This window comes from Streptomyces aureoversilis (genome assembly GCF_042657885.1).
GTDB classification, from domain to species: Bacteria; Actinomycetota; Actinomycetes; order Streptomycetales; family Streptomycetaceae; genus Streptomyces; species Streptomyces aureoversilis.
Window position 1 is genome coordinate 1 of sequence record NZ_JBHSKJ010000034.1, and the last position, 20,361, is coordinate 20,361.

A 20,361-nucleotide genomic window follows, 5' to 3' on the forward strand; every position below is an offset into this window, starting at 1 on the left:
ACATCTACGACCCGGTCGCCAACATCACCGCTGCGTGCAACTACGCCGCCGACAAGTACGGCTCGATGGACAACGTCAACTCCGCCTACTGATCAGCAGCACTGATCGGTTCACGGCGCACATAGCATCACCCCGCACTCCGCCGAGGGCGGTGGCACCCCGTATCAACGGGGATGCCACCGCCCTCGCCGCATACCCGGGGTCACCGTGACCGGGGAGGAATGGACGGGCCAGGATGAGGTAGCCGGAAAGCAAAGACGTTCGAACGCTGGAGGGACACGATGTTACGGAGCACCCTGCGCAGGACAGCGGCCCCGGCCGTGGCGATAGCGGCGACGGCCGCGACCGCCGCCGCCCTGGGCGGTGCGGCGACCGCCTCGGCCGCCCCGGCCGCCGGGCGGACCCCGACCTGCGACGTATCCGGCCTGCGGGCCTTGCTGTCCGACAAGGGAGGCCATCAGCACGGCATGTCCCACGAAGGCACCGTGCTGGTGCTCACGAACACCTCCGGCCGGACCTGCGCACTGCGCGGCTACCCCGGCCTGCAGCTCGAGGACACCCGGCACAAGGCCGTCGACACGAGCACCTCCTGGGGGAGCACCTACTTCGTCCCCGACCCGGGCAAGAGCACGCTCGTCCTGCAGCCCGGCGGTTCCGCGGAGGCCGCTCTGGCGTGGGCCCATGCCGACGCCCCGCGGATGGTGGAGGCCGGCTACCTGCGCATCACGCCTCCGGCATCCCGCGGCCACCTCACGATCCCGTTCGAGAAGACGGTGACCAACGGCGACCTCTCCGTCACCGCATTCACGCGCAGCATCACCGTGTCCTGACGCTTCCCGGCGGAGCGGCCGGCCCCGCTGCCCGGACGGAACCGGGCAGCGGGCCGCCATGGGCTACCCGGCCACGGGTCATTACGTGATCTCGCGGAGGGCGTTCGTGGCGCAGTGCACTTCGCCCCCGCCGAGGTGAGCCCAGGAGAAGTTCTCCACCCAGTGCACCCTCACACCGCCTCCGGCCAGGGCGCGTTCGGTTTCGGTGCGGAAGAGGTCGCGGCCGGCGACCCGCGGGCCGTGCGGGGTGGGTGCGGCGAAGTCGCGGGCGGTCAGGGACAGCCCGTTGGCGAGAGCGGGGGAGAGGGCCAGGTGGCGACGCGGCTGCCCCTCGCCCGGATCGACCCTGTAGTAGAGGACCGGGAGGCGGACGATCTCCTGCGGCTTCAGCCCGGTCTCCCGCAGCAGGACCGCGAGTTGTCCGTCGACGTGCCGTGCAGCGTCCTCGTTGTCACCGGCGTGCTGCTCGTAACGGAGGAACTCGTCGACGGTCGGCTTGTCCTCCGCGACCGTGTCGGCGAAGAGGCGCTGACCGCCCTCGCCCGCCCGCTGGGCCTGCTTGAGCAGGGCCACGGCCTTGCGGGGGTCGGAGACGGCGAGCGTCCAGCCGCGCGCGTTGTCCGCCCGTACGACGTGGACGGTCTCGTCGACGTGGCCGACCAGCAGCCAGGAGGTGTCCAGCACCACCGCGGGCTGCTGTCCCTGGGCGTTCAGCATGCCGACGAACGACGGGTCGGGACGGCGGTCGGCGCTGCTCCCGTAGAGAATCCGGCCCTGCGGATGCCCGGCGTACGGCGGCAGGGACTCGAAGTTGCCCGTGAAGTTCAGCAGTTCGTCGACGTTCTTCTCGCGGCGGGACGTGGGCGTGTACTGCTGGACCACGCCCACGTCGGGACCGCGCAGATCACGGTAGAGGAGCCGTCCGGCGCGGCGGAGGCTCGCGGTGCGGCCGTCGGCGGACGTCCAGTAGTTGGGGGAGCGCAGCAGGATGCGCAGCGTCTGCCGGCCGTGGGGCGTCGTCCTGGTGACGTAACCGGGCTCGGCGATGTCCTGGCGCCAGATGTCCTTCCACCACTGCGCGGAGCCGGGCTGGAACCGCACGCCGCTCTCGGGCAGGCCGGACTCCTTCGCGGCCTTGCGCAGGGAGTCCGCGAATTCCCGCCACTGGCCGGGAGGCCGCGTCGCGGCGGGGACCTCGACGGGCTGCCCGTCGCCGGGGCCAGGAGCAGCGGCGAAGACGTGCTGCGCGCGCTGCAGGTCGTGCTGCAGGAGCACCGGAGCCACGTGCAGGCCCGCCCGGGCCGTCCGGGTGATGCCGCGCTGCGTGACGGTCAGGGTCACGTCGATCCGGCCGTCCCACCGCTTGCGGTCCCGCACGATGTCACGGCCCTCGACAGCCAGCTGCACCCCGCGCCGCAGCTCCTCGGCGCTCAACCGGCCGTCGGTGCCCAGCGACACGTACTTCCCGTCGCGCACCACGAAGATGCGGGCGTAGGGGCTTTGCGCGGCGGGCAACGAGACCCGGCCGCCGCCGGCATGGCCGCTCACGGCTATGGGCGCCACCCTCAGCGGGGTGAGGTCTTCGGCATCGGCTGCGCCGTCGACCACCTCGTCCGCGGCGTCGTTGCAGGCGGCGAGCCGCTCGTCGACGGCCACGTCCAGCCGGTCCAGGTCGCCGGCGCGCAGGGTGCAGCGCCGGGCGTCATCGTCGAGATTCGGCAGCACGGTCGTGCCCTCGGGCGTGTGCAGCTCGGGCCGGGCGGTCACGGCGGAGGCCGCCTGGGCGCCGGCGGGGGAGATCAGCGAGGCGACGACGGCCGCGCAGGCCAGCACGCCGGCCACGGACGCCCGCCTGGTCAGTGGTCTTTTCATGCCTTTACTGTCCCGCCGCCGGGCCTGACCTCACATCGGCCACGGGGTGGAACTCCGGTTGCATCCTTGTGCCCAGCCCAGGGTGGAGCTTCTCCACTCAGGGGTGGAGTTCCGTCCCGTGCGGGTCGAGCCCCGGCGATCGCTCGAACCGGTACGTGCAGAGACCGGCTGCGTGCAGAGACCGGTACATGCAGAGACCGGTACATGCCGAGCCGGACGGGATCACCTGGAGCCGTCCGGGGCCCAGCGCAGGGTCATGTCGGGCAGCGCCTCCATGTTGCGGCTGCCGTCGCTGGTGTCCGTCACGGTGAACCCGTGGCGCTCGTAGAACGCGCGGGCCCCGGTGTTCTGCTGGAACACGTGGAGCGACACCCCGTCCGTGGCATGCCGTTTGACCTCGTTCAGAAGCAGTGTTCCGATGCCCCGGCGGCGGAGGTCCGGGCGCAGGTAGAGGTGCTCGAGCATGTCGCCTTCGACGGCGGCGTAACCGGCCGTCTCGCCGCCGCGGACGGCGATCCACGTCCGGCATTCCCGTAGAACGACCTCCCGGATCCACCGGGTCACCTGGTCAAGGGTGCGCTGCTGCGGCGGCAGATAGGGCATGGTGGCCGCCCGGGAAGCCATGTGGATGCGTGCGATTGTCGCAGCATCCTCCGGTTCTGCCTGCCGTATCACGGTCTTGTCGTCGGCATTCACTGCAGGAACATACAAGGGCAGGAGAGACCGCGCCATGGAGCCCCGGGAGTTGCGGGGCCCCATGCCTCGTGCTTCATGTTTGTGCGGTGCTGGAAGGCCGCTGATTCAGACCTTGTTGAAGCACAGCGTGTAGTCGGCGCCACGGCTGACGGAGTACTGGATGCCGTAGTCGAATGCCGAGCTGCACTTCTTGTCGGGCCCGTACAGCTTCTCGCCCATCTTGTACTCGGCCTGGCCGGAGCCGCAGTCGACGATTTCGGGGACCGGCTTGCCCTTGGGGTCCTGGATCTTGACGCAGTCGCCGATGTTCGGGTTGTACTTCTTGTTCTCCTCGGCCTGCGCGGCCCGTGAGGCCTCCTCCTTGGCCTTGCCGCCGTTGGGGTTGGTGTTGTAATCCCATACGTACCAGGCTCCGCCGCCGAATATCGCCAGGACGATGACGACGGCGATCGCTGCCTGCAGCGGACTCCCCTGCCGTTGCTGGGGTCCCCGCTGGGGCTGGGGCTGTGGGTATCCGTGAGGCGCCTGCGGATAACCGTGCGGCGGCTGGTTCTGATAGGGCGGCGGCGGTGCGGACATGCTGGAGTTTCCCCGTCGTTGACTGCAAAGAACGAAGATCAACGTGTTGTTGACCGGTGAAGGTTACCTTCCGGAACCTCACCGTCAACCGGCAGTCCTGGCCCGTGACATCAAGCGTGATCCTTTGAGTCCCGATGTGACGTTACGTCCTTGCCGCACGCTTTCCTTCGGGGATTTCCGGTTGGAGCACGCCGTGGCCCCGGCATGACCCGCCATGACCCCCGCCTTGGATCTTCCGCCTCCGAAACGGCGGTCCGGTCCGGCCTGTTGCCTTCGGTGCTGGTGGTGCAGGTACGCATGCCGCATGCCGGATTTGCCGTATAGAGACTTCAGTGGCATTTTCGTTCTGTTTGTGGATCTGTCTGGCGGGCAGCTTGGCAGCGGAACCTTCCGGCGATGGGCGGGGGATGACAGTAGTGAAAAGGCATCAGGTGCGGGTCGGGGCAGGGGTGGCGCTGGTGTGCGCGGCCGGGATGGTGCTCGCAGGCTGCGGCAAGGACAGTAAGGACGGCGCGGACGGGGCGAAGTCCCCCGGCCGCAGTACGCCCCCCGCGGCTTCGGCTTCGGCTCCGCCTTCCGGGCAAGGGCCCGGGGACGGAAAGCCCGGCGGCGCCGGCGGTGATGGCGGGCTTCCCGCCCTGCCGTCGTCAGGAGACGCGAAGAAGCAGCTGAACGGGCTGACGGTGGCCAAGCCCCGGCCGATGACCGGCTACAGCCGCGACAAGTTCCCGCACTGGGCCCAGCAGGGCAACAAGTGCGACACCCGCGAGACGATCCTCGGGCGCGACGGCAAGGACGTGAAGCGCGATGCGGAGTGCCGGGCGGTCTCCGGCACCTGGCAGAGCCTGTACGACGGCAAGGCCTTCACCGCGGCCTCCCAGGTCGACATCGACCACATCGTGCCGCTGGCCAACGCCTGGCGGTCGGGCGCCGACCAGTGGAGCACGGACCGGCGCAAGGCCCTCGCCAACGACCTCACACACCCGCAGCTGCTGACCGTCTCGGCGGCGACGAACCGCAGCAAGGGCGACCAGAGCCCGGATCAGTGGCAGCCCCCGGCGAAGACCGCTTGGTGCGCCTACGGCCGTGCTTGGACCTCAGTGAAGTCCACTTACGGTCTGACCGTCACCGAGGACGAGAAGAAGATGCTCACGACGATGCTGGGCACCTGCACCTCGTGATCGGACAGCCGGCTGCCGGCAGTGGGTTACCGCCGGGCGGGGCATGGTGACACCCCGCCCGGCAGTCCCTATGGGGCGGTCAGGCGGTCAGGCGGCCGGTTCGGATCAGATGCCGAACGGCGCCGCGTAGCGGACGGTACCGGCCGGCAGCGGGTGGCCGGCGTCGAGGGCGAGGGCCATCATGGCCTCGTCCGGGACGTCGATGGTCAGCCCGATGCCGTGGGCCGAGGCCCGGGTGAAGCCGAACCGCGGGTAGTACGCCGGGTGCCCGAGGACGGTGACGAAGCGCTCGCCCATGCCCTTCGCGGCCTCCAGGGCAGCACGGACGGCTGCGGAGCCGGCGCCCGTCCTCTGGTACTCGGGGAGCACGGAGACGGGGGCCAGGCACAGGGCCGGGACGTCGCCGATGTGGCAGCGGGTGAGCAGCGCGTGACCGACCGGCTTGCCGTCGGTGTCCGTGGCGACGATCGACAGGCCCTCGATCCACGAGGAATCGGTGCGCAGGGCGTCGACGAGGTCGGCTTCCAGCGGGGTGTCGAACGCGGCGAGGACGATGTCGCGGACGGCAGGGATGTCGGCGCCGGTCTCGGCGCGCGTGATCCAGTCAATGCGATGAGTCATGACGGTACGGAGATCCGTTCCATGGTGATGTTCGTATGGATGGCGCCCCGCGAGCTCACGCTCCCGGCAGGGGCACAGCAGGATGCGGTCAGACCGTCGCCCGGGACGTGAGGATGATTCGGGCGCTGCGCACGGCAGTGGCCTTGAGTACGGTCATCAACCTCACCTCCCGAAATCTCTCGCTATCAGATACGAACGCCGAACACTCTACCATCCGTGGATGGCTGCCGGCTCCCGGTTCACGGCCTGTAGACGCACGCCGCGAGCCGGGCGTGCGCCTTCCAGCCCAGCGTCTCGTACAGCGCGCGCCCCTCGTCCGTCGCCCCCAGGACACCGAGGGACGCGCCCTCGGCCACGGCGTGGTCGGCGAGCGAGCGCATCACGAAGGCGCCGAGGCCGCGGCGGCGGTGGGCCTCCTCGGTCACCACGCGGTCGACGACCGCCTCGTGGCCGAGCAGGGCGACCTGGCCCTTGGCAGCGAGTTCGCCCGCGGCGTCGTGCACCTGGACGAAGGTGACGCCGCCGCTCGTCTCCAGGGATCCGGTGTAGCCCTCGGGTGCGACGGGTTCCGTGGCCGACAGGTCCACGGCCATCAGATGGCCGGTCTCCTCTTCGTCGACCACCCAGCCCCGGGGCAGCCACGGCCTGACGTCCTCGGGTTCCGCGGGCGCCTTGAGCCAGGTGTGCGGCACGGTGACCGATGCCGCGGCCTCGCGCACCGCCGGCCCGTGGGCTTCGTAGAGCACGTGACGCCCCGTCTGTTCGGCCTGCCCCACCTCGATGTAGGTCCCCCAGGGCTGCTCGACGGGCCGCGGCGTCCGCCGCGACAGGGCCCAACCGGACGCCCACACCCTGACAAGATCCGAAACCACGACGCCTCCCGAAGTAACCGTCACTCACCAGGAGTGCACATTACGCGGCACCATGAGTCACAGCACTTTCTTTTTCTCGCACGTCATGGACCTGCCCTTCCTCTCGCGAGCGCCATGCTGCGGCCCGACGCGGGGTGAGGGTCAAACGGAGTGCGGTCATGCCGCGCTTGGGAACGACCAGTTCGCGGCTCACCTGGACGGATGGCATGTCGGATATTCCGACCATGCGGCGTGAGGGAATCCGGGGCCGCCACGTACGAGTGACGGACACATGCCCGGACGCGGGCACGGGCAGTGTCCGTCAAGGCATGGCAGGGTGGCGGCGCCGGCCGGGTCGGCCGCCGGCCGTGCTCGACGTGATGACCGTCCCGCAGGAGGTGACCGACCGTGCGGGAACTGCTGACGACCGTGCGCCCCGATGCAAGGGCCGCGGCCTCCTACCGGGCCTCCGGGCTCTGGCGCGACACCGCCTTCACGGACGACCTGCGGCGGCTTGCCCGCGAGATCCCGCACGCCGTCGCCCTGGTCAACCGGCGGGGCCGCCACGGGCGCGAGGACGTCCTGACCTTCCAGCAACTCGCCGACCGGACCGGGCGCATCGCGGCGGGGCTGAGAGCCCTCGGCGTGCGCAGAGGGGACGTAGTCGCCCTCCAGCTGCCCTGCTGGTGGGAGACGGCGGCACTGACCCTCGCCTGTGACCGTCTCGGCGCGGTCACCGTGCTCCTCATGCCGGAGGCCGGCCCTCGCGAGCTGGAACGGACACTGGCCGTCACCGGTGCGTGCGTCCTCGTCCTCACCGACGCGGCGGAGGGGGCGCGCAACGTGGAAGCGGCGGCCTCCATGGCCGGCCGCCTTCCCGCTCTGCGGCACCGCGTCGTCCTCGGCGGGGCTGTCACCGCCGGTGCGCTGGACTTCACCACGAGCCTGCTGCGATGCACCGACCCGCTTCCGGATCCCACGCCGCTGCACCCGGACGCGGTCTCCCTGGTCGCCTTCACCTCCGGTACCGCCGGAACGACCACCGGCGTGATGCACACCCCCAACACCCTCCACGCCGCCGTGGCCGTTGCCGCCCACTACGGGGACGGCGACGGGCGAGCGGCGTCGCAGGCAGTGGCCTCCGGCCCGTCCCACGTCCTCGCGCACGCGCGCAACACGCTCCACCCGCTCGTCAACCGGGCCCCGGCACACTACGCCGACGCCTGGGACGCCTCCGGCTTCCTGGACATGCTGTCGCGCAACCGCACCGAGCGGATCTTCGCCTCCGCCTGGCAACTCGCCCAGCTCGTCGCCGAGCAACAGCAGCGTCCGCGCCCCTTGAACGGACTGCGCACGGTGGTCAACACCTCCATGCCGCTCTCACGCGAGCCGGCCTCCCTCATCCGTGACGTCCTGTGCAGGAGCCTCGTCAACTCCTGGGGGATGACGACCGGGACCGCGGGCGTGACCTGCGCGGCCCCCGAGGATCCGGACGACCGGCCCGCCCGCAGCATCGGCCGCGCCCGCGCCGGGGTCGAGTTGCGCTTGGACGCGGAGCCGGGCGCGCCGGACGGAGTGTCCCGCTTGTTCGTCCGGAGCGCCTCCGCCTGCCTGGCGACCTTCGAGGCCGACAGCGGCCGCCTCCGCTGGGACTCCGCCGGAACCGGCGGCTGGTTCGACACGGGCGACCTGGTCACCCCGGACGGCTGCGACGGCCACGACGGCTGCGACGGTTTGCGGCTCGTCGGCTACCCGTATCCGGCCGCACAGGACGGCTGAGCGGCTCCTGCGCCCCCGGCTCCTTCTACTTCTTTTCTATTCCTTGGGGGCCTTCGGGCCCGGGCCCGGCTCCGTGTCGTACGTGGCGGTGCGGCCGGCCAGTCGCTCGTACCGCTGACGGGCGGCTTGCGGGGTGCTGAGCCCCAGGCCGAACGCGATCTCCTGCCAGGTCATGCCGCGCCCCCGTGCCATCTGCAGGAGGCCGGCTTCCAGCTCGTCCATCTCACCCCGGACGGACGGAACGAGAGTCAGGGCGGCGGTGATGTCGGTGCGGTCCACCTCCGGCTCGCCGTCGACGGGCTCTGCCGCCCCGCTGAGCAGGAACGAGACGAGCCGGACGGCCTCATGGGGGCCGAGAACGTACGGGTGGGTCTGCCGGCGGCGCTGTTCGTCCGTGGCCGCGTGCCGCTCGGCGATACGGAACAGGGACGCGTAGACGCGCTGTGCTCGCGCCTGGTCCGGGTGCGGCGGCGTGAAGGGATCGGTGGGCTGGCCGGTCGTCGGACCGGTGGGCTGATCGGGAATCGACGGCATGTGATCAGGATGCGGATGGATGTGAGACGTTGTCAACCAGGCGTTGTAAACAACATGTTCAAATGCGTAGGCGGCGTCCGGACGCAGTCGGCATGGAACCGAGCCCGGCAGGGAGAACACGCGGACGTCGGCAGACCCGGCCCCGCTTGCCTCGGCTACGGCTAAGACTGCGGCTACGGCTACGGCTACGGCTACGGCTACGACTGCGGCAGCGGCTACGACTCGGTTCGCGGTCGATGGCCGGCAGCAGCGCCTGCCTGGAGGCGGTACACCACGTTCTTGCGGAGCGGCCCGTCGGGCACCGTCAGGTCGTCGAAGTCGTCGGCGGGGTCGTACGTCATGCCGATGCGGCGCATCACCGCCCGCGAGCGGAGGTTGGTGGCCGTCGTCACCGCGAGGATTTCCTTCAGGCCGAGGTCGCCGAAGCCGAATTCCACCACGGCGAGTGCGGCTTCGGTGGCGTAACCGTGGCCCCACGCGGGGCGGGCCAGACGCCAGCCGGCCTCCACTCCGGTGAACGGCATGTCCTCCTCCACCGGGTCCAGCCCGGCGAACCCGATGAACTCTCCGGTGGCCACGACCTCCACCGCCCACCATCCCCAGCCGCGCCGCTCGAGGTCGGCCCGGAAGCGGGCGACGGACGCCTCGCTCTCCTCTCGGGTGAGCACCTCCGGGAAGTACCGGCGCACTTCGGGATCGGCATTCATGGCCGCCCAGGGATCGAGATCGGACTCCTGCCACGCGCGGAGCACGAGCCGGTCGGTTCGCAGTTGGGACATCACACCAAACTAATGCGGCCACGGTGGCCGAGCCATCGAATAAGCGGGCAGGACGGGTCCCTTAAGGGGGCGCACCCTACTGGGGGACCGGAAGGCCGCCTTTCTGTACTTCCTTGGAAGGAGGCAGCGCTGGTCTTCGCGGACGATGCCCCGCCGTGCACCCGCCCCCGATTGTGGAAGGAGAGATCACCTCCGCATACGACACCAGGCACCGACACCAGGCACCAGACGTCACGCACCGGACATCCGGCAGTGGACATCAGGCATCCGCAGGAGAGCAGCCCATGGCAGAAATCACGCGACGTGGCGTACTGGCAGGCACAGCAGCGTTCGGCGGAGCCGCCGCCGGGTTATCCGCGCCGGGCCTCGCGGCGGCGCCCGCGGTGGCGGCGGCGCGCAGCAGCGCCCCGTCCCGGCCGGACGCGGTCACGGTCGAACCCGGCAACCTGCGCTACCCGTCGCTGACGCACCGCGGGTGCAACGCACGCTTCATCGGCACACCCGACTACGTGCGCGTGGTCAGCTCGACCGAACAGGTCGTCGACGCCGTGCAGCAAGCCGTACGCCAGGGCAAGCGCATCGCCGTCCGCAGCGGCGGGCACTGTTTCGAGGGCTTCGTCGACGACCGGTCCGTCCGGGCCCTCATCGACGTCTCTCCGATGACCGCCGTCTCCTACGACCCGCAGCGCCGCGCGTTCGCCGTCGAGCCCGGCGCCTCGCTCGGCGAGATGTACCGGCGCCTGTTCCTCGGCTGGGGCGTGACCGTTCCGGCCGGTGCCACGGCGGAGGTCGGCGTCGGCGGGCACATCCTGGGCGGAGGATACGGCGCCCTGTCCCGCCGCCACGGTCTCGGCGTGGACCACCTCGAGGCCGTCGAGGTCGTGGTGGTGGACAAGGACGGCGGGGCGCGCAGCGTGGTGGCCTCCAGGGACCCCGGCGACCCCCACCACGACCTGTGGTGGGCGCACACGGGCTGCGGGGGCGGCAACTTCGGCATCGTCACCCGCTACTGGTTCCGGTCCCCCGATGCGAAGGGCTCGGACCCCTCACGCCTTCTGCCCCGCGCCCCGGAGTCCGCGCTCACCTTCAGCGCCTCGTGGTCCTGGAAGGACCTCGACCGGAGCTCCTTCACCCGGCTGGTGCGCAACCACGGCAGCTGGCACGAACGCAACAGCGCCCCCGGCTCTCCCTACGCCGGGCTGTTCAGCGTCCTGATGCTCAACAACCGCAAGTCGGGCACCGTCGACCTGGTCGGGCACCTGGACTCCACCGGAGCAGGCGCCCGGCGGCTGATCGACGACTACGTGGCCGCCGTCGGCCGCGGGGCCGGGGCGCGGCCCACCCGGAGCCACCTGGAACGGCCGTGGCTGCTGGCTGCTGCGAGCGTGGAGGAGAGCCAGCCGGGATTCTTCAAGGCGAAGGCCGCCTACCTGCGGAAACGTTTCACGGACCGGCAGACGGACACCATCCACGACCACGTGGCGGGCAAGGAGGCCGCCGAGCTCACCGGCTCCCTGTGGCTCGTCTCCTACGGCGGGAAGGTCAACACCGTCGCGCCCGGGGCGACCGCCGTCGCACAGCGCGACTCCATCCTCAAGGCGGTCTACCTCACCGGCTGGGAACCGCAGGACGACGCCGGACCGCGCCTGTCGTGGGTACGCGAGTTCTACCGCGCCGTCTACGCCGACAGCGGCGGCGTACCGGTCCCCGGCGCCGTCAGCGACGGCTCCTTCATCAACTACCCCGACACCGACCTCGCCGATTCCGCCTGGAACACCTCCGGCACGCCGTGGCAGAGTCTCTACTACAAACAGCACTACCCCCGCCTCCAGCGCATCAAGGCCCGCTGGGACCCCCGCAACGAGTTCCGCCACGCCCTGTCGATCCGTCTGCCCGAGTGACGTCCCGGATGGTCGTTCCGATGCCCCTTTCCAGCACCGCCGGTTACGGCGAAGCCGCCGCGGCCCTCGTCGAGCAGTACGAGAGCGTGTCCTTCGACGAGGTGCACCGGGACGTGCTGCACCTGTTCCCGCAGCGCCCCAGCAGCGTCCTGGACATCGGCGCGGGCAGCGGTCGCGACGCCGCGGCGCTGGCACGGCTGGGACACCGCGTCGTGGCCGTCGAACCCACGGCGGAGCTGCGGTCCAGAGGGCAGCGGATCCACGCCGGGCAGGACGTCGAGTGGGTCGACGACGCCCTGCCAGACCTGCGTGTGCTCCGCGCCCGCGACCGGCGTCACGACCTGATCCTGATGACGGCCGTGTGGATGCATCTGGACCTTCAGGAACGGGCGGCGGCGATGGGGCAGGTGGCCGGTCTGCTCGCCGCCGACGGGCGGGTCGTGCTCTCTCTGCGCCACGGCCCCGTCCCCGCCGGGCGGCGGATGTTCGACGTGCCGGTGCAGGAGACGGTCGCACTCGCCGCCGGCCATGGCCTCGGTGCCGTGCACGTGAGCGAACGGGAGGACCCGCACGGCCGGCAGGGCGTGCGCTGGAGCTACCTGGGGTTCCGGCGCGGGACCGCCGTTTCCTGACCGCGGCGTCTCGCGGTGACCCCCGCCTCCTGCCCCCCCCCGGGGGTCCCCGGCGAACCCGGCGTCCCGCGGCGTGAGTCCGGCTGGCGCTCAGAGCCGGGTGGTGGCCACGAGGAGGTCGACGAGGTGGGTCTCCTCCACGGTTCCGTCCGGGAAGGCCTCACGGAGGCGGGTGCGCTCGTCGGCGAGGAACGCCCGGGACCTGGCCCGGTCGAGGACGAGGAACGCCGAGTGACTGCCGATGTTGGCCAGGTGCGTCTCAAGGGGGACGGTGCGGCTCCAGCGCACTTGGCGACGCGCGACCCGTAGGCCGGAGAGGCATGCGATCCGTACGATGCGGCTGTCGTCGAAACTTGGTGGGGGCGACGATCCCACTCCGCAGAAGCGCGCAATGCGCTCGCCCTGGGCGGCTGTCCAGGGCACGTCCAGGGCGCTGGTGTTCCACCACAGGGCGAGCGCACCGTCCGGGCGCAGGACCCGTAGCGCCTCGGGAACGGAGCGTTCGGTGTCGGTCCAGTGCCAGGACTGCGTGTACGTGACGAGGTCGCGGGAGGCGTCGGCAAGGGGCAGGGCGTTGCCGTCGCCCCGGACGAGCGGCACACCGGGCAGCGTGCGGCGGAACTGGGCGGCCATGCCGTCGCCGGGCTCGACGGCGACGACGTCGGCGCCGCGCTCGCGGAGCAGGACGGTGGCGATTCCGGTGCCCGCGCCGACATCGGCGACACGGGAGCCGGAGAGGGGGCGCCCCGTGAGCTCCTCGACCGCGTCGAGGAGGGCGGGCGGGTAGGAGGGCCGGCTGGCTGCGTACTGGGCGGCGGCCGAGTTGAACGACTCTGAGCGTGCGACGCGTGAGACGGCAGTCATCTCCTCAGGCTAGTCATCCGCTCGTGAACGAGCGGAACGGATGGAACAGGAACGCCCTCTTCACTTGGCTGATCCCGGACCGGGCGGCGGGCGGCCTTGCCGATTCCGGGGCTATCGCGAGCGGTACGCCGGGAGTAGCCTGCGGGCGCCTGTCCGCCGTCAGGAGGTGTGCCGTGGGTGCCGTCGCCGGCGTCGATCCCGTCACCGAGCACGAGAGGACCCGTGCCGCCCTGCGCGCGGTCATCCCGCGGCTGGCCCAACTGCTGCGCGGCGGCGTCCCCGACTTGGACGTACCCTCCGGCGTGCCCCCATGGACGGTGGGCGACGCGGGCGCCCACCTCTGCGCCGCGTACCTGGCGTACTGCTCCGCCTTCACCCATGAGTTCGCGGACTGGGACAGCGTCCTGCCACCGGGCGACGGCCCGTTCACCGAGCGGATCACGGCCGTGAACGCCAAGTCGATCGGGCTCCTGGACGCGGACGAGCGCAGGCGCCTCGGCGATCTCGTCACCGAGCGGGGGGAGAGGTTCCTGCGGGTCACCCGGGACCTCGCCCCCGGCACACCCGTCGAAGCCCCCTGGTACGGACAGCAGGTCGTCCTGACACTGGCGACCGCGACCGGGCTGATGCTCAGCGAGAGCCTCCTCCACGGTCTCGACATCGCGCGCGGCGCCCGCATTCCCTGGACGATCGGAGCGGACGAGGCGCGCCTGGTGATCGGCCAGGCCATGCCGGCGGTGATGCCGCTCGCCCTGGACGAGGCGAAGGCGCAAGGGGTCCGCATCGCGTTCGACGTCGTCATCACGGGCGGTCCGCGCCTGGCGGTCGTCGTCGACGGCGGGACGGTGACGGTGACCCGCGACGCGGCGCCCCGGGCCTACGACTGCCGGATCACGGCGGACCCGGCCGCGTTCCTGCTGATCAGCTTCCGGCGCACGCCGCTGTGGACGGCGATCGCCCGCGGCCGGATACGAGCCGGCGGACGCAAACCGTGGCTGGCGCCGCGCCTCAGCAAACTGATCACCAGCCCGTGATCCCGGTTGCAGTCCCTGATCCCGGTTGCGGCTCCTGATCCCGGTTGCTCCCGCCGGCACCGAAGAGACGGCCGTCAACGACCGTCCGGCAGGACGGGACTTGTCCTCCGGGTGAGGGCCAGGGCGGCGAAAGCGAGGGAGGCCGAGACGGTCATGCCCAGGAACATGGGGAACGCCGTGTGCTCGCCGCCGAGCCCGACCAGCGGAGCGGCCACCGCTCCCAGCAGCCCCTGCCCGGCCCCGAGCACGGCGGAGCCGGTACCGGTCGCGTTGACGGTCACCAGGCAGATGCCGGCGAGCGCCACGTACACCAGCCCCAGTGTGAACGTCAGGGTGAGGGCACCGGCCAGGGCGAGCGCGGTGAGCGCGGCGGAGCCGGTGACCATGACGTACAGGCCGGTGCGCAGGAGCGCCGCCGGGCTGAAGCGGCCGACCAGCTTGCCCCGCGCCGTCGCGACCGCGCCTCCCGTACGGCGCCGGTCCCTGGCAGGCTCTCGGGCACGGCGACGGCCGCGACCGCGACCGCGAGGACCGTCGCGGTGGCCAGGACCCAGAACACCGTCCGCCACCCGCCGTTCTCGATCACGACGCCACCGGCGACGGGCGCGACGACCGGGGCGAGGCCGGTGAGGGCCATCACGACGCCGAAGAGGCGTGCCGCGGTCTCGCCCCGGGGCACGTCGGCTATCACGGCCCGGCCGATCACGACGCCGGCGGCACCGCTGAAGCCCTGGACGAAGCGCAGGGCGACCAGCCATTCCAGCGACGGCGCGAGCGCGCAGAACGCCGTGGTCACCACGCACGCGACACCGCCCGCCAGCAGCGGCACCCGCCGCCCGCAGCGGCCGGAGAGCGGGCCGAGGACCAGCTGGCCGAGCCCCACGCCGATCAGGAAGGCGGTCAGGGTGAGCTGGACGCCCGATGCGTCGGTGTGCAGATCGCCCGTCATCTGCGGCAGTGCGGGCAAGTACCTGTCCGTCGCCAAGGCATGACGAAGGCGAGCAGTCCGAGGGCCGCGATCAGGACGGGCATCCGATAACTCCAGGCAGGTCGAACGAGTGCGCTGTGCCGGACAGCAGGCCACGGCCGGTGGCTCCCGAGGGGCCACCGGCCGGGCGCGGGCGAGCGTCGTCGAACACCATCAAGCGTCATCAAGCGCCATGAAGCGTCATCGAACGTCGTCGAACGTCATCGCCGTCCGGGATTCCGACCGTAGAAGCGGAGACCTCTCACGAACGACGGGCGTCCCGGGTCCTGGGCCGTGGCACGCCCGTTGCCGCACACGGCCCGTGACACCCCATGCGAAGATCCTTTCGCAGGTGTGCCGGTTCCGGACCGCGGAAGGTGACGATGTACGCGATATCGCTGGGCGACGACGGTGCGGAGCTGCGCCCGGTCGAGCCGTGGCAGGCCGGGGAGTTCCTGGCCCACATGGACCGAGGGCGGGAGTTCATCGGGCAGCACAACGGGCTTCCCGACGTCGTCACGGACCTGGAGTCGAGCCGGGCGTTCCTCCGGGCGTACGCGGAGAGGACCGCGGCCGACACCGGACGCCTCTACGGCATCCGGTCGGACGGCGAGCTGGTCGGCGGGTTCCTGCTGCGGAGGCTGGACTTCGAGCAGGGCGTCGCCGAGGCGGGCTGCTGGCTGGAGCCGGCGGCGGTCGGCAGGGGCCTGGTGACCCGGGCCGCGCGCGCGGTCATCGACTGGGCCGTCGAGGAGCGCGGCATCCACCGCGTGGAGTGGTGGGTGTCGTCGGGGAACGCGCCCAGCATCGCCGTGGCCCGGCGGCTCGGGATGACGAAGGACGGCGTGCTCCGCGAGAGCTTCCTCTACCGGGGGAAGCGTCACGACGAGGAGATCTGGTCGGTGCTCGCGCCGGAGTGGAGGGCGGCCAAGCAGACGTCTTGAGCCCGCGGCTGCTCGGCCGGTCGGCCGGTCGGTCGAGCAGCGTCAGAGGCTCACCTCCCCCGCGCCCCGGTTGATGGCGAGCAGTACCAGGTCATCGGTGATGCAGCCACCGGTGTGACGGCGCACATCGGCCAGGACGGCGTCGAGCAGCGCGTCCGGCGAGGGAAAGTCGCGCCCGTTCAGCCGGGCGACCGGGTCGTAGAACGTGTCGGAGCCGTCGCGTGCCTCGCTCAGGCCGTCGGTGTACAGGAACAGGGTCGTCCCCGGTGGGAAGGGCACGGTATCGGTCCGTTCCTCGACGGCGCCCAGCTCCGTCAGACCCAGGGGCAGGGCCGGCTCGGACGGTTCCGCACTGCGGACCGCGCCGCCGTGGAGCAGCAACGGCGGCGGGTGCCCGCGGTTGATCAGCCGCAGTTCGCCGCCCGAGGGCGGGATCTCGGCCAGGACGCAGGTGACGAATCCCTCGGTTCGCTCGGGCCCCTGCCGCCGCTTCGCTTCCCGCAGCAGCGCCCGGTCCAGCCTGGCTGCGATCCGTACGAGCGTGGGTTCGTCATCGGCGGCCTCCCGGAACACGCCGAGGGCCACGTCCACCGCCTTCACCGCTTCCATGCCCTTGCCCCGCACGTCGCCGACCAGGCAGCGTACGCCGTACGGAGTGTCCTGGACGCCGTAGAGGTCACCGCCGATCTGCGCGTCCTTCACGGCGGACTGGTAGCGCACGGCGATCTTGTAGGGCCCGATCGAGACCGGAGGCCGCGGCAGGATGGCGTCCTGAACGGCCAGGGCGATCCTGCGCGCGGACTCCAGCCGCACATTGCTGTAGTGCATGAGGCGGTTGACGACGATTGCGATCGCCGAGACGGTCGCGACCGCCGACAGCTCACTGCGGCCGCCGGAATCCCCCATGATGCCGAAGTGCGTGAGCATCGCGAAGTCGGCGGCGCAGGCGCCGACGGCTGCCAGGATCGTCGCGTGCAGTGACAGCAACGCGGCCGCCGCCATCGGTGCGGCGGTGTAGAAGGCCTCGGCGCTGAAGCGCGGCGGCGTGTTGTAGTCGAGGATGACGCCTCCGACGAGCAGGGCCACCGGCAGCAGCTGGAGGTGGCGCAGGAACCAGCGCCTCTCCGCGGTGCGCCCTGCGTTCGGTGCCCTCACGTGCCTGCTCCCGCTCGTTCGTGCCGTAGGCCCGTACCCGTACGACAGGCTCAAGCATCCTCGGGCCCGATTGCCGCTGCCAGTCATGGTGGGGCCGTATGGGTACGCGCCGGAACGGCCCGGCGCCGGGCGGGGCGGAGGGGCCGGCCGGGGCGAAGGGGAGCCGGCCGGGACGGCTCAGGGCGCGGGCGTGAACACGAGTGAGGCGTTGTGCCCGCCGAAGCCGAAGGAGTTCGTGAGCGCGGCCGTCAGCTTGCCGTGCCGGGGCCGTCCCGCGACGACGTCGAGCTTCACCTCCGGGTCGAGGGTGTCGAGGTTCTGCGTCGCGGGGATGACGCCGTCGCGTACGGCGAGGATCGTGGCGAGGGCGCCGATCGCGCCGGCGGCGCCGAACAGGTGGCCGGTCATCGACTTCGTCGCGGTGACGGCCGGGTGCGTGCCGATGGCCTCGGTGATCGACCGGGCCTCGACGAGATCGCCCTTGGGGGTGGACGTCGCGTGGGCGTGGACGTGCTCGACGGCCAGGGGGTCCAGGCCTGCGGAGGCCAGGGCCATGCGCATCGCGCGGACCTGACCCTCGGGATGCGCGGCAGTGATGTGGTGGGCGTCCGAGGTGACCCCGGCGCCGGCGAGCGTCGCGTGGGCCCGGGCTCCCCGTGAGGCCGCGGACCCGGCGCGCTCCAGGACGACCACGACCGCGCCCTCGCCGATGACGAATCCGTCGCGGTCGGTGTCGAAGGGGCGGGACGCCCGCCGGGGCGCGTCGTTGCGCGTCGAGTGGGCCTTGGCCTGGGCGAACCCGGCCAGCGGCAGCGGGTGGATGCAGGCTTCCGTGCCGCCCGCCACGACCACGTCCGCGCGGCCGAGCCGGATCAGGTCCAGGCCCGTCGCGATGGCCTCGGCCCCGGACGCACAGGCGCTGACGGGGGTGTGCGCACCGCCGCGGGCCCCGAGGTCGATGCTGACCCATGCGGCCGGGCCGTTCGCCATCAGCATCGGGACGGTGTGGGGCGATACGCGCCGCACTCCGGAGGCTTCGAGGATGTCGTCCTGGCCGAGCATGGTCAGGGCGCCGCCGGTGGCCGTGCCGATCACGACGGCCAGCCGCTCCGGATCGGTGTCGGGCCTGCCCGCGTCGGCCCAGGCCTCGCGGGCGGCGACGAGCGCTATCTGCTCGCAGCGGTCCATGCGGCGGGCCTGTACGCGGTCCAGGACCTCGGTGGGCTCGGTCCTGAGCCTGCCGGCGATCCTCACGGGCAGGTCGGCCGCCCACTCCTCCTCGATCGCGCTGATCCCCGACTGGCCGGCCAGCATCCCCGACCAGGTCGAGGCGACGTCCCCGCCGAGCGGAGTCGTGGCCCCCAGGCCCGTGACGACCACATCATCGGTGTACATGCTCACTGAGCGAACCCCCTTTGTAGTAGAGATACAACTCCCCGCAGAGCCGGCTGCGGGGAGAGATCGACTCGGTGGCCACTCTGCCAAGGGGGTGATGGGTAATTAGATGTCGTGGCCAACGGAATTCGGTGTCCGGGATTTGTAGGAAATGATCATTCCCGGAGGTCTGGCGGGGTGTCGCGTGACGCCCGGCCGCGAGCAGTGCTCCGGGTCGGCCCCCCGGCAGTGGGCCCCGTTCCGGCAGGGGCGGCCGGGCTGCCCGGAGGCCCTTGGAGCCTCATCCGTACGGCGGAGCCGCGTGTACGACCGGAGGGCCGGCGGGTGGTTCCGGATTCCGGCCGCTCGGTGGGCGCGTCCGGTACGAGCGACGGACGCCCGGGGCAGGCCCCGTTGGGCAAGCTCGGGGAGCAGCCGGCGCCACTCCAGTCCCGGGCGCCGGTCCCGGGATCCACTCCCGATCGGAGACCTCCATGCGGAAGAAGACCCTTCGCGCCGTCGCGCTCCTCTCCCTCGCCGTCGCCTTGACCATTCCGGCCGGTGCCGCGGTGGCGACCACCCCTTCGCCCGACCTCGGCACGAAGCGGACGACCGCCAATACGGCGGCCTTCAATACGACGGCGACCGCCGGGACGGCGACCGCCGGGACGGCGGCCGTAGAGACGACCTCCTCCTCCATCCAGGGGAAGGCCCGCATGGGCTACCCCGTTGACGGCCACGACATCCGGGTCTCCGTCGACGCCCGCAGCACCTTCGCCCAGGGCAATGAGCCCCTGCGGTCCTGGGGAACCTTCCGCATCTCCCACAAGGTCGAGCATCCGGGCGGCGAACCGGAGGTCTACTGGGGTGACTTCAAGGTCGACTGCCTCACCACGGGCGGCCCCACGGCCACGGTGACCGGCACCCTTGAGCGCACCAGCCCCGGACACCCCTGGCGGACCCTGCTCGAACCGCACGTCCGGATGGGGGTGAGCTTCTACGTCCCGGAGGGCGAGGGCGGCGGGCCCGCCCGGATCGGGATGTCCGGGGCTCCTTTGAAGGAGGAGAAGAAGCCGCCGCTCACGCCGTGCATGGCACCGGCTGCCGACTCGCCCGTCGTGGCGGGCGGCTACACCCTCAAGGACAGGAAGTAGGCGCGCTTCTACGGCTTTCCCGGCTTCTGCGATTCCTGCGGCCGGGTCACCTCAGCCGCCCGCCCTTCAGAGGGAGCGAGCCGGTCGGCAGTGCCTTGGCCGGCTGTCCGCCCCGGGCGGCCGACTTCGCCGCTTCGCCCACGAGGACCCCCGCCGACCCCGCGAACTGGCCGACGGTCCGTTCGGCCGCGGCCGTCGTGTGCTTCGCGGTCCCGCCGGCTGCCCTGCCCGCCGCGGGAACCGCCCTCTTCACGGCCTTGCTCCCGACGTCCCCGGCGATGGTCGACGTCTCCCGCGCCGCGCCGTCCACGGTTTCACCCAGACTTCCGGGGTCGACCGTCGTCAGCCCGCCGAGGTCCATGGACGGTGCCGAACCGGCAGCCTGGGCGGCGGTGGCCGATCCGAAGGTCAGAGCGGCTGCGGCCATGGCGACGGTGGTGAGGACTCGGCGCATCGACTCTCCTGCAGAGATACGAGTGGGCATGTCATGACTTGTAACGACCGGTCGGCCTCCCGGGACACGCGGCAGCCCGCACGGACGCCTTCCTGCGCCTCTGCTCACCCAGTGGCCCGAAGGGCCTACGGTCCGCTTATCGGCCCTCCCGCCGGGGTAT

General features: G+C 71.5%; 21 protein-coding genes and 1 pseudogene. 9 read left to right on the forward strand and 13 right to left on the reverse strand.

The annotated features are described in order from the left end of the window. Both ACFPP6_RS34945 and ACFPP6_RS34950 read left to right on the forward strand, forming a co-directional pair. Positions 1 to 92, forward strand: a pseudogene (locus ACFPP6_RS34945) (transglycosylase SLT domain-containing protein); the annotation flags it as partial. Between the two features lie 189 nt (positions 93 to 281). Beyond that, positions 282 to 830, forward strand: a complete 549-nt coding sequence (locus tag ACFPP6_RS34950) for a DUF4232 domain-containing protein (RefSeq protein ID WP_382050813.1) — start codon at positions 282 to 284, stop codon at positions 828 to 830. 81 nt (positions 831 to 911) lie between these two features. Here the strand turns inward: ACFPP6_RS34950 and ACFPP6_RS34955 are convergent, their stop codons facing one another. The 3 genes from ACFPP6_RS34955 to ACFPP6_RS34965 all read right to left on the reverse strand — a co-directional run bounded on the left by ACFPP6_RS34955 (position 912) and on the right by ACFPP6_RS34965 (position 3,977). After that, positions 912 to 2,702 (reverse strand): protein-arginine deiminase family protein, encoded by a 1,791-nt coding sequence (locus ACFPP6_RS34955; RefSeq protein ID WP_382050815.1) that lies wholly within the window; start codon positions 2,700 to 2,702, stop codon positions 912 to 914. Between the two features lie 222 nt (positions 2,703 to 2,924). Continuing rightward, complete coding sequence (locus ACFPP6_RS34960) at positions 2,925 to 3,434, reverse strand: GNAT family N-acetyltransferase (protein WP_382050817.1); 510 nt, start codon at positions 3,432 to 3,434, stop codon at positions 2,925 to 2,927. Positions 3,435 to 3,503: 69 nt separating this feature from the next. After that, a complete protein-coding gene (locus ACFPP6_RS34965; protein ID WP_382050819.1) occupies positions 3,504 to 3,977 on the reverse strand; it encodes an LppU/SCO3897 family protein in 474 nt (157 codons plus the stop codon). 416 nt (positions 3,978 to 4,393) lie between these two features. Between ACFPP6_RS34965 and ACFPP6_RS34970 the strand changes: the two genes are divergently transcribed. Beyond that, positions 4,394 to 5,158 (forward strand): HNH endonuclease family protein, encoded by a 765-nt coding sequence (locus tag ACFPP6_RS34970; RefSeq protein ID WP_382050821.1) that lies wholly within the window; start codon positions 4,394 to 4,396, stop codon positions 5,156 to 5,158. A gap of 105 nt (positions 5,159 to 5,263) precedes the next feature. Here the strand turns inward: ACFPP6_RS34970 and ACFPP6_RS34975 are convergent, their stop codons facing one another. Then, positions 5,264 to 5,779, reverse strand: a complete 516-nt coding sequence (locus ACFPP6_RS34975; protein WP_382050823.1) for a GNAT family N-acetyltransferase — start codon at positions 5,777 to 5,779, stop codon at positions 5,264 to 5,266. Positions 5,780 to 6,018: 239 nt separating this feature from the next. Next, positions 6,019 to 6,651 (reverse strand): GNAT family N-acetyltransferase, encoded by a 633-nt coding sequence (locus ACFPP6_RS34980; RefSeq protein ID WP_382050825.1) that lies wholly within the window; start codon positions 6,649 to 6,651, stop codon positions 6,019 to 6,021. A gap of 387 nt (positions 6,652 to 7,038) precedes the next feature. Here ACFPP6_RS34980 and ACFPP6_RS34985 point away from each other — a divergent pair, with 387 nt between their 5' ends. Beyond that, on the forward strand, positions 7,039 to 8,409 hold the full coding sequence (locus ACFPP6_RS34985; protein ID WP_382050827.1) for an AMP-binding protein: 1,371 nt from the start codon (positions 7,039 to 7,041) through the stop codon (positions 8,407 to 8,409). Between the two features lie 36 nt (positions 8,410 to 8,445). Here the strand turns inward: ACFPP6_RS34985 and ACFPP6_RS34990 are convergent, their stop codons facing one another. Then, positions 8,446 to 8,943 (reverse strand): DNA-binding protein, encoded by a 498-nt coding sequence (locus ACFPP6_RS34990; RefSeq protein ID WP_382050829.1) that lies wholly within the window; start codon positions 8,941 to 8,943, stop codon positions 8,446 to 8,448. A gap of 215 nt (positions 8,944 to 9,158) precedes the next feature. Then, complete coding sequence (locus tag ACFPP6_RS34995) at positions 9,159 to 9,722, reverse strand: GNAT family N-acetyltransferase (protein ID WP_382050831.1); 564 nt, start codon at positions 9,720 to 9,722, stop codon at positions 9,159 to 9,161. Positions 9,723 to 10,006: 284 nt separating this feature from the next. Between ACFPP6_RS34995 and ACFPP6_RS35000 the strand changes: the two genes are divergently transcribed. Further along, a complete protein-coding gene (locus tag ACFPP6_RS35000; protein ID WP_382050833.1) occupies positions 10,007 to 11,623 on the forward strand; it encodes an FAD-binding oxidoreductase in 1,617 nt (538 codons plus the stop codon). A gap of 20 nt (positions 11,624 to 11,643) precedes the next feature. Further along, positions 11,644 to 12,255: a class I SAM-dependent methyltransferase gene (locus ACFPP6_RS35005; RefSeq protein ID WP_382050835.1), complete on the forward strand. Its 612-nt coding sequence runs from the start codon at positions 11,644 to 11,646 to the stop codon at positions 12,253 to 12,255. A gap of 90 nt (positions 12,256 to 12,345) precedes the next feature. Here ACFPP6_RS35005 and ACFPP6_RS35010 read toward each other — a convergent pair whose 3' ends face one another. Further along, positions 12,346 to 13,119, reverse strand: coding sequence for a class I SAM-dependent methyltransferase (locus ACFPP6_RS35010; protein WP_382050837.1), 774 nt, complete (start codon positions 13,117 to 13,119; stop codon positions 12,346 to 12,348). A gap of 173 nt (positions 13,120 to 13,292) precedes the next feature. On the opposite strand from ACFPP6_RS35010, the gene ACFPP6_RS35015 reads away from it, so the two are divergent. Then, complete coding sequence (locus tag ACFPP6_RS35015; RefSeq protein ID WP_382050839.1) at positions 13,293 to 14,153, forward strand: maleylpyruvate isomerase N-terminal domain-containing protein; 861 nt, start codon at positions 13,293 to 13,295, stop codon at positions 14,151 to 14,153. Between the two features lie 74 nt (positions 14,154 to 14,227). On the opposite strand, the gene ACFPP6_RS35020 is transcribed toward ACFPP6_RS35015, so the two are convergent. Further along, the gene (locus ACFPP6_RS35020) at positions 14,228 to 14,539 is read right to left on the reverse strand and encodes a hypothetical protein (protein WP_382050841.1); all 312 of its coding nucleotides are present in this window, start codon (positions 14,537 to 14,539) and stop codon (positions 14,228 to 14,230) included. Further along, positions 14,482 to 15,120 carry an MFS transporter gene (locus tag ACFPP6_RS35025; RefSeq protein WP_382050843.1) on the reverse strand — a complete coding sequence of 213 codons (639 nt, stop codon included), beginning with the start codon at positions 15,118 to 15,120 and terminating at the stop codon, positions 14,482 to 14,484. Before ACFPP6_RS35025 ends, ACFPP6_RS35020 begins: the two co-directional genes overlap by 58 nt. 383 nt (positions 15,121 to 15,503) lie before the next feature. Here ACFPP6_RS35025 and ACFPP6_RS35030 point away from each other — a divergent pair, with 383 nt between their 5' ends. Beyond that, positions 15,504 to 16,064, forward strand: coding sequence for a GNAT family N-acetyltransferase (locus ACFPP6_RS35030; RefSeq protein WP_382050845.1), 561 nt, complete (start codon positions 15,504 to 15,506; stop codon positions 16,062 to 16,064). Between the two features lie 42 nt (positions 16,065 to 16,106). Here the strand turns inward: ACFPP6_RS35030 and ACFPP6_RS35035 are convergent, their stop codons facing one another. Both ACFPP6_RS35035 and ACFPP6_RS35040 read right to left on the reverse strand, forming a co-directional pair. After that, a complete protein-coding gene (locus ACFPP6_RS35035; protein WP_382050847.1) occupies positions 16,107 to 17,219 on the reverse strand; it encodes a PP2C family protein-serine/threonine phosphatase in 1,113 nt (370 codons plus the stop codon). Positions 17,220 to 17,396: 177 nt separating this feature from the next. Further along, positions 17,397 to 18,614, reverse strand: a complete 1,218-nt coding sequence (locus tag ACFPP6_RS35040; RefSeq protein ID WP_382050849.1) for a beta-ketoacyl-[acyl-carrier-protein] synthase family protein — start codon at positions 18,612 to 18,614, stop codon at positions 17,397 to 17,399. A gap of 473 nt (positions 18,615 to 19,087) precedes the next feature. On the opposite strand from ACFPP6_RS35040, the gene ACFPP6_RS35045 reads away from it, so the two are divergent. After that, the gene (locus tag ACFPP6_RS35045) at positions 19,088 to 19,747 is read left to right on the forward strand and encodes a hypothetical protein (RefSeq protein WP_382050851.1); all 660 of its coding nucleotides are present in this window, start codon (positions 19,088 to 19,090) and stop codon (positions 19,745 to 19,747) included. 46 nt (positions 19,748 to 19,793) lie between these two features. Here the strand turns inward: ACFPP6_RS35045 and ACFPP6_RS35050 are convergent, their stop codons facing one another. Continuing rightward, complete coding sequence (locus tag ACFPP6_RS35050) at positions 19,794 to 20,201, reverse strand: ATP-binding protein (protein WP_382050853.1); 408 nt, start codon at positions 20,199 to 20,201, stop codon at positions 19,794 to 19,796. Positions 20,202 to 20,361 lie beyond the last annotated feature (160 nt).

Bases quoted from the DNA above. Each gene is read 5' to 3' on its own strand.
- ACFPP6_RS34950 (WP_382050813.1), top strand. From the start codon at position 282: ATGTTACGGAGCACCCTGCGCAGGACAGCGGCCCCGGCCGTGGCGATA.
- ACFPP6_RS34955 (WP_382050815.1), bottom strand. From the start codon at position 2,702: ATGAAAAGACCACTGACCAGGCGGGCGTCCGTGGCCGGCGTGCTGGCC.
- ACFPP6_RS34960 (WP_382050817.1), bottom strand. From the start codon at position 3,434: ATGGCGCGGTCTCTCCTGCCCTTGTATGTTCCTGCAGTGAATGCCGAC.
- ACFPP6_RS34965 (WP_382050819.1), bottom strand. From the start codon at position 3,977: ATGTCCGCACCGCCGCCGCCCTATCAGAACCAGCCGCCGCACGGTTAT.
- ACFPP6_RS34975 (WP_382050823.1), bottom strand. From the start codon at position 5,779: ATGACTCATCGCATTGACTGGATCACGCGCGCCGAGACCGGCGCCGAC.
- ACFPP6_RS34990 (WP_382050829.1), bottom strand. From the start codon at position 8,943: ATGCCGTCGATTCCCGATCAGCCCACCGGTCCGACGACCGGCCAGCCC.
- ACFPP6_RS34995 (WP_382050831.1), bottom strand. From the start codon at position 9,722: ATGTCCCAACTGCGAACCGACCGGCTCGTGCTCCGCGCGTGGCAGGAG.
- ACFPP6_RS35000 (WP_382050833.1), top strand. From the start codon at position 10,007: ATGGCAGAAATCACGCGACGTGGCGTACTGGCAGGCACAGCAGCGTTC.
- ACFPP6_RS35005 (WP_382050835.1), top strand. From the start codon at position 11,644: ATGCCCCTTTCCAGCACCGCCGGTTACGGCGAAGCCGCCGCGGCCCTC.
- ACFPP6_RS35010 (WP_382050837.1), bottom strand. From the start codon at position 13,119: ATGACTGCCGTCTCACGCGTCGCACGCTCAGAGTCGTTCAACTCGGCC.
- ACFPP6_RS35020 (WP_382050841.1), bottom strand. From the start codon at position 14,539: ATGGTCACCGGCTCCGCCGCGCTCACCGCGCTCGCCCTGGCCGGTGCC.
- ACFPP6_RS35030 (WP_382050845.1), top strand. From the start codon at position 15,504: ATGTACGCGATATCGCTGGGCGACGACGGTGCGGAGCTGCGCCCGGTC.
- ACFPP6_RS35040 (WP_382050849.1), bottom strand. From the start codon at position 18,614: ATGTACACCGATGATGTGGTCGTCACGGGCCTGGGGGCCACGACTCCG.
- ACFPP6_RS35045 (WP_382050851.1), top strand. From the start codon at position 19,088: ATGCGGAAGAAGACCCTTCGCGCCGTCGCGCTCCTCTCCCTCGCCGTC.
- ACFPP6_RS35050 (WP_382050853.1), bottom strand. From the start codon at position 20,201: ATGCGCCGAGTCCTCACCACCGTCGCCATGGCCGCAGCCGCTCTGACC.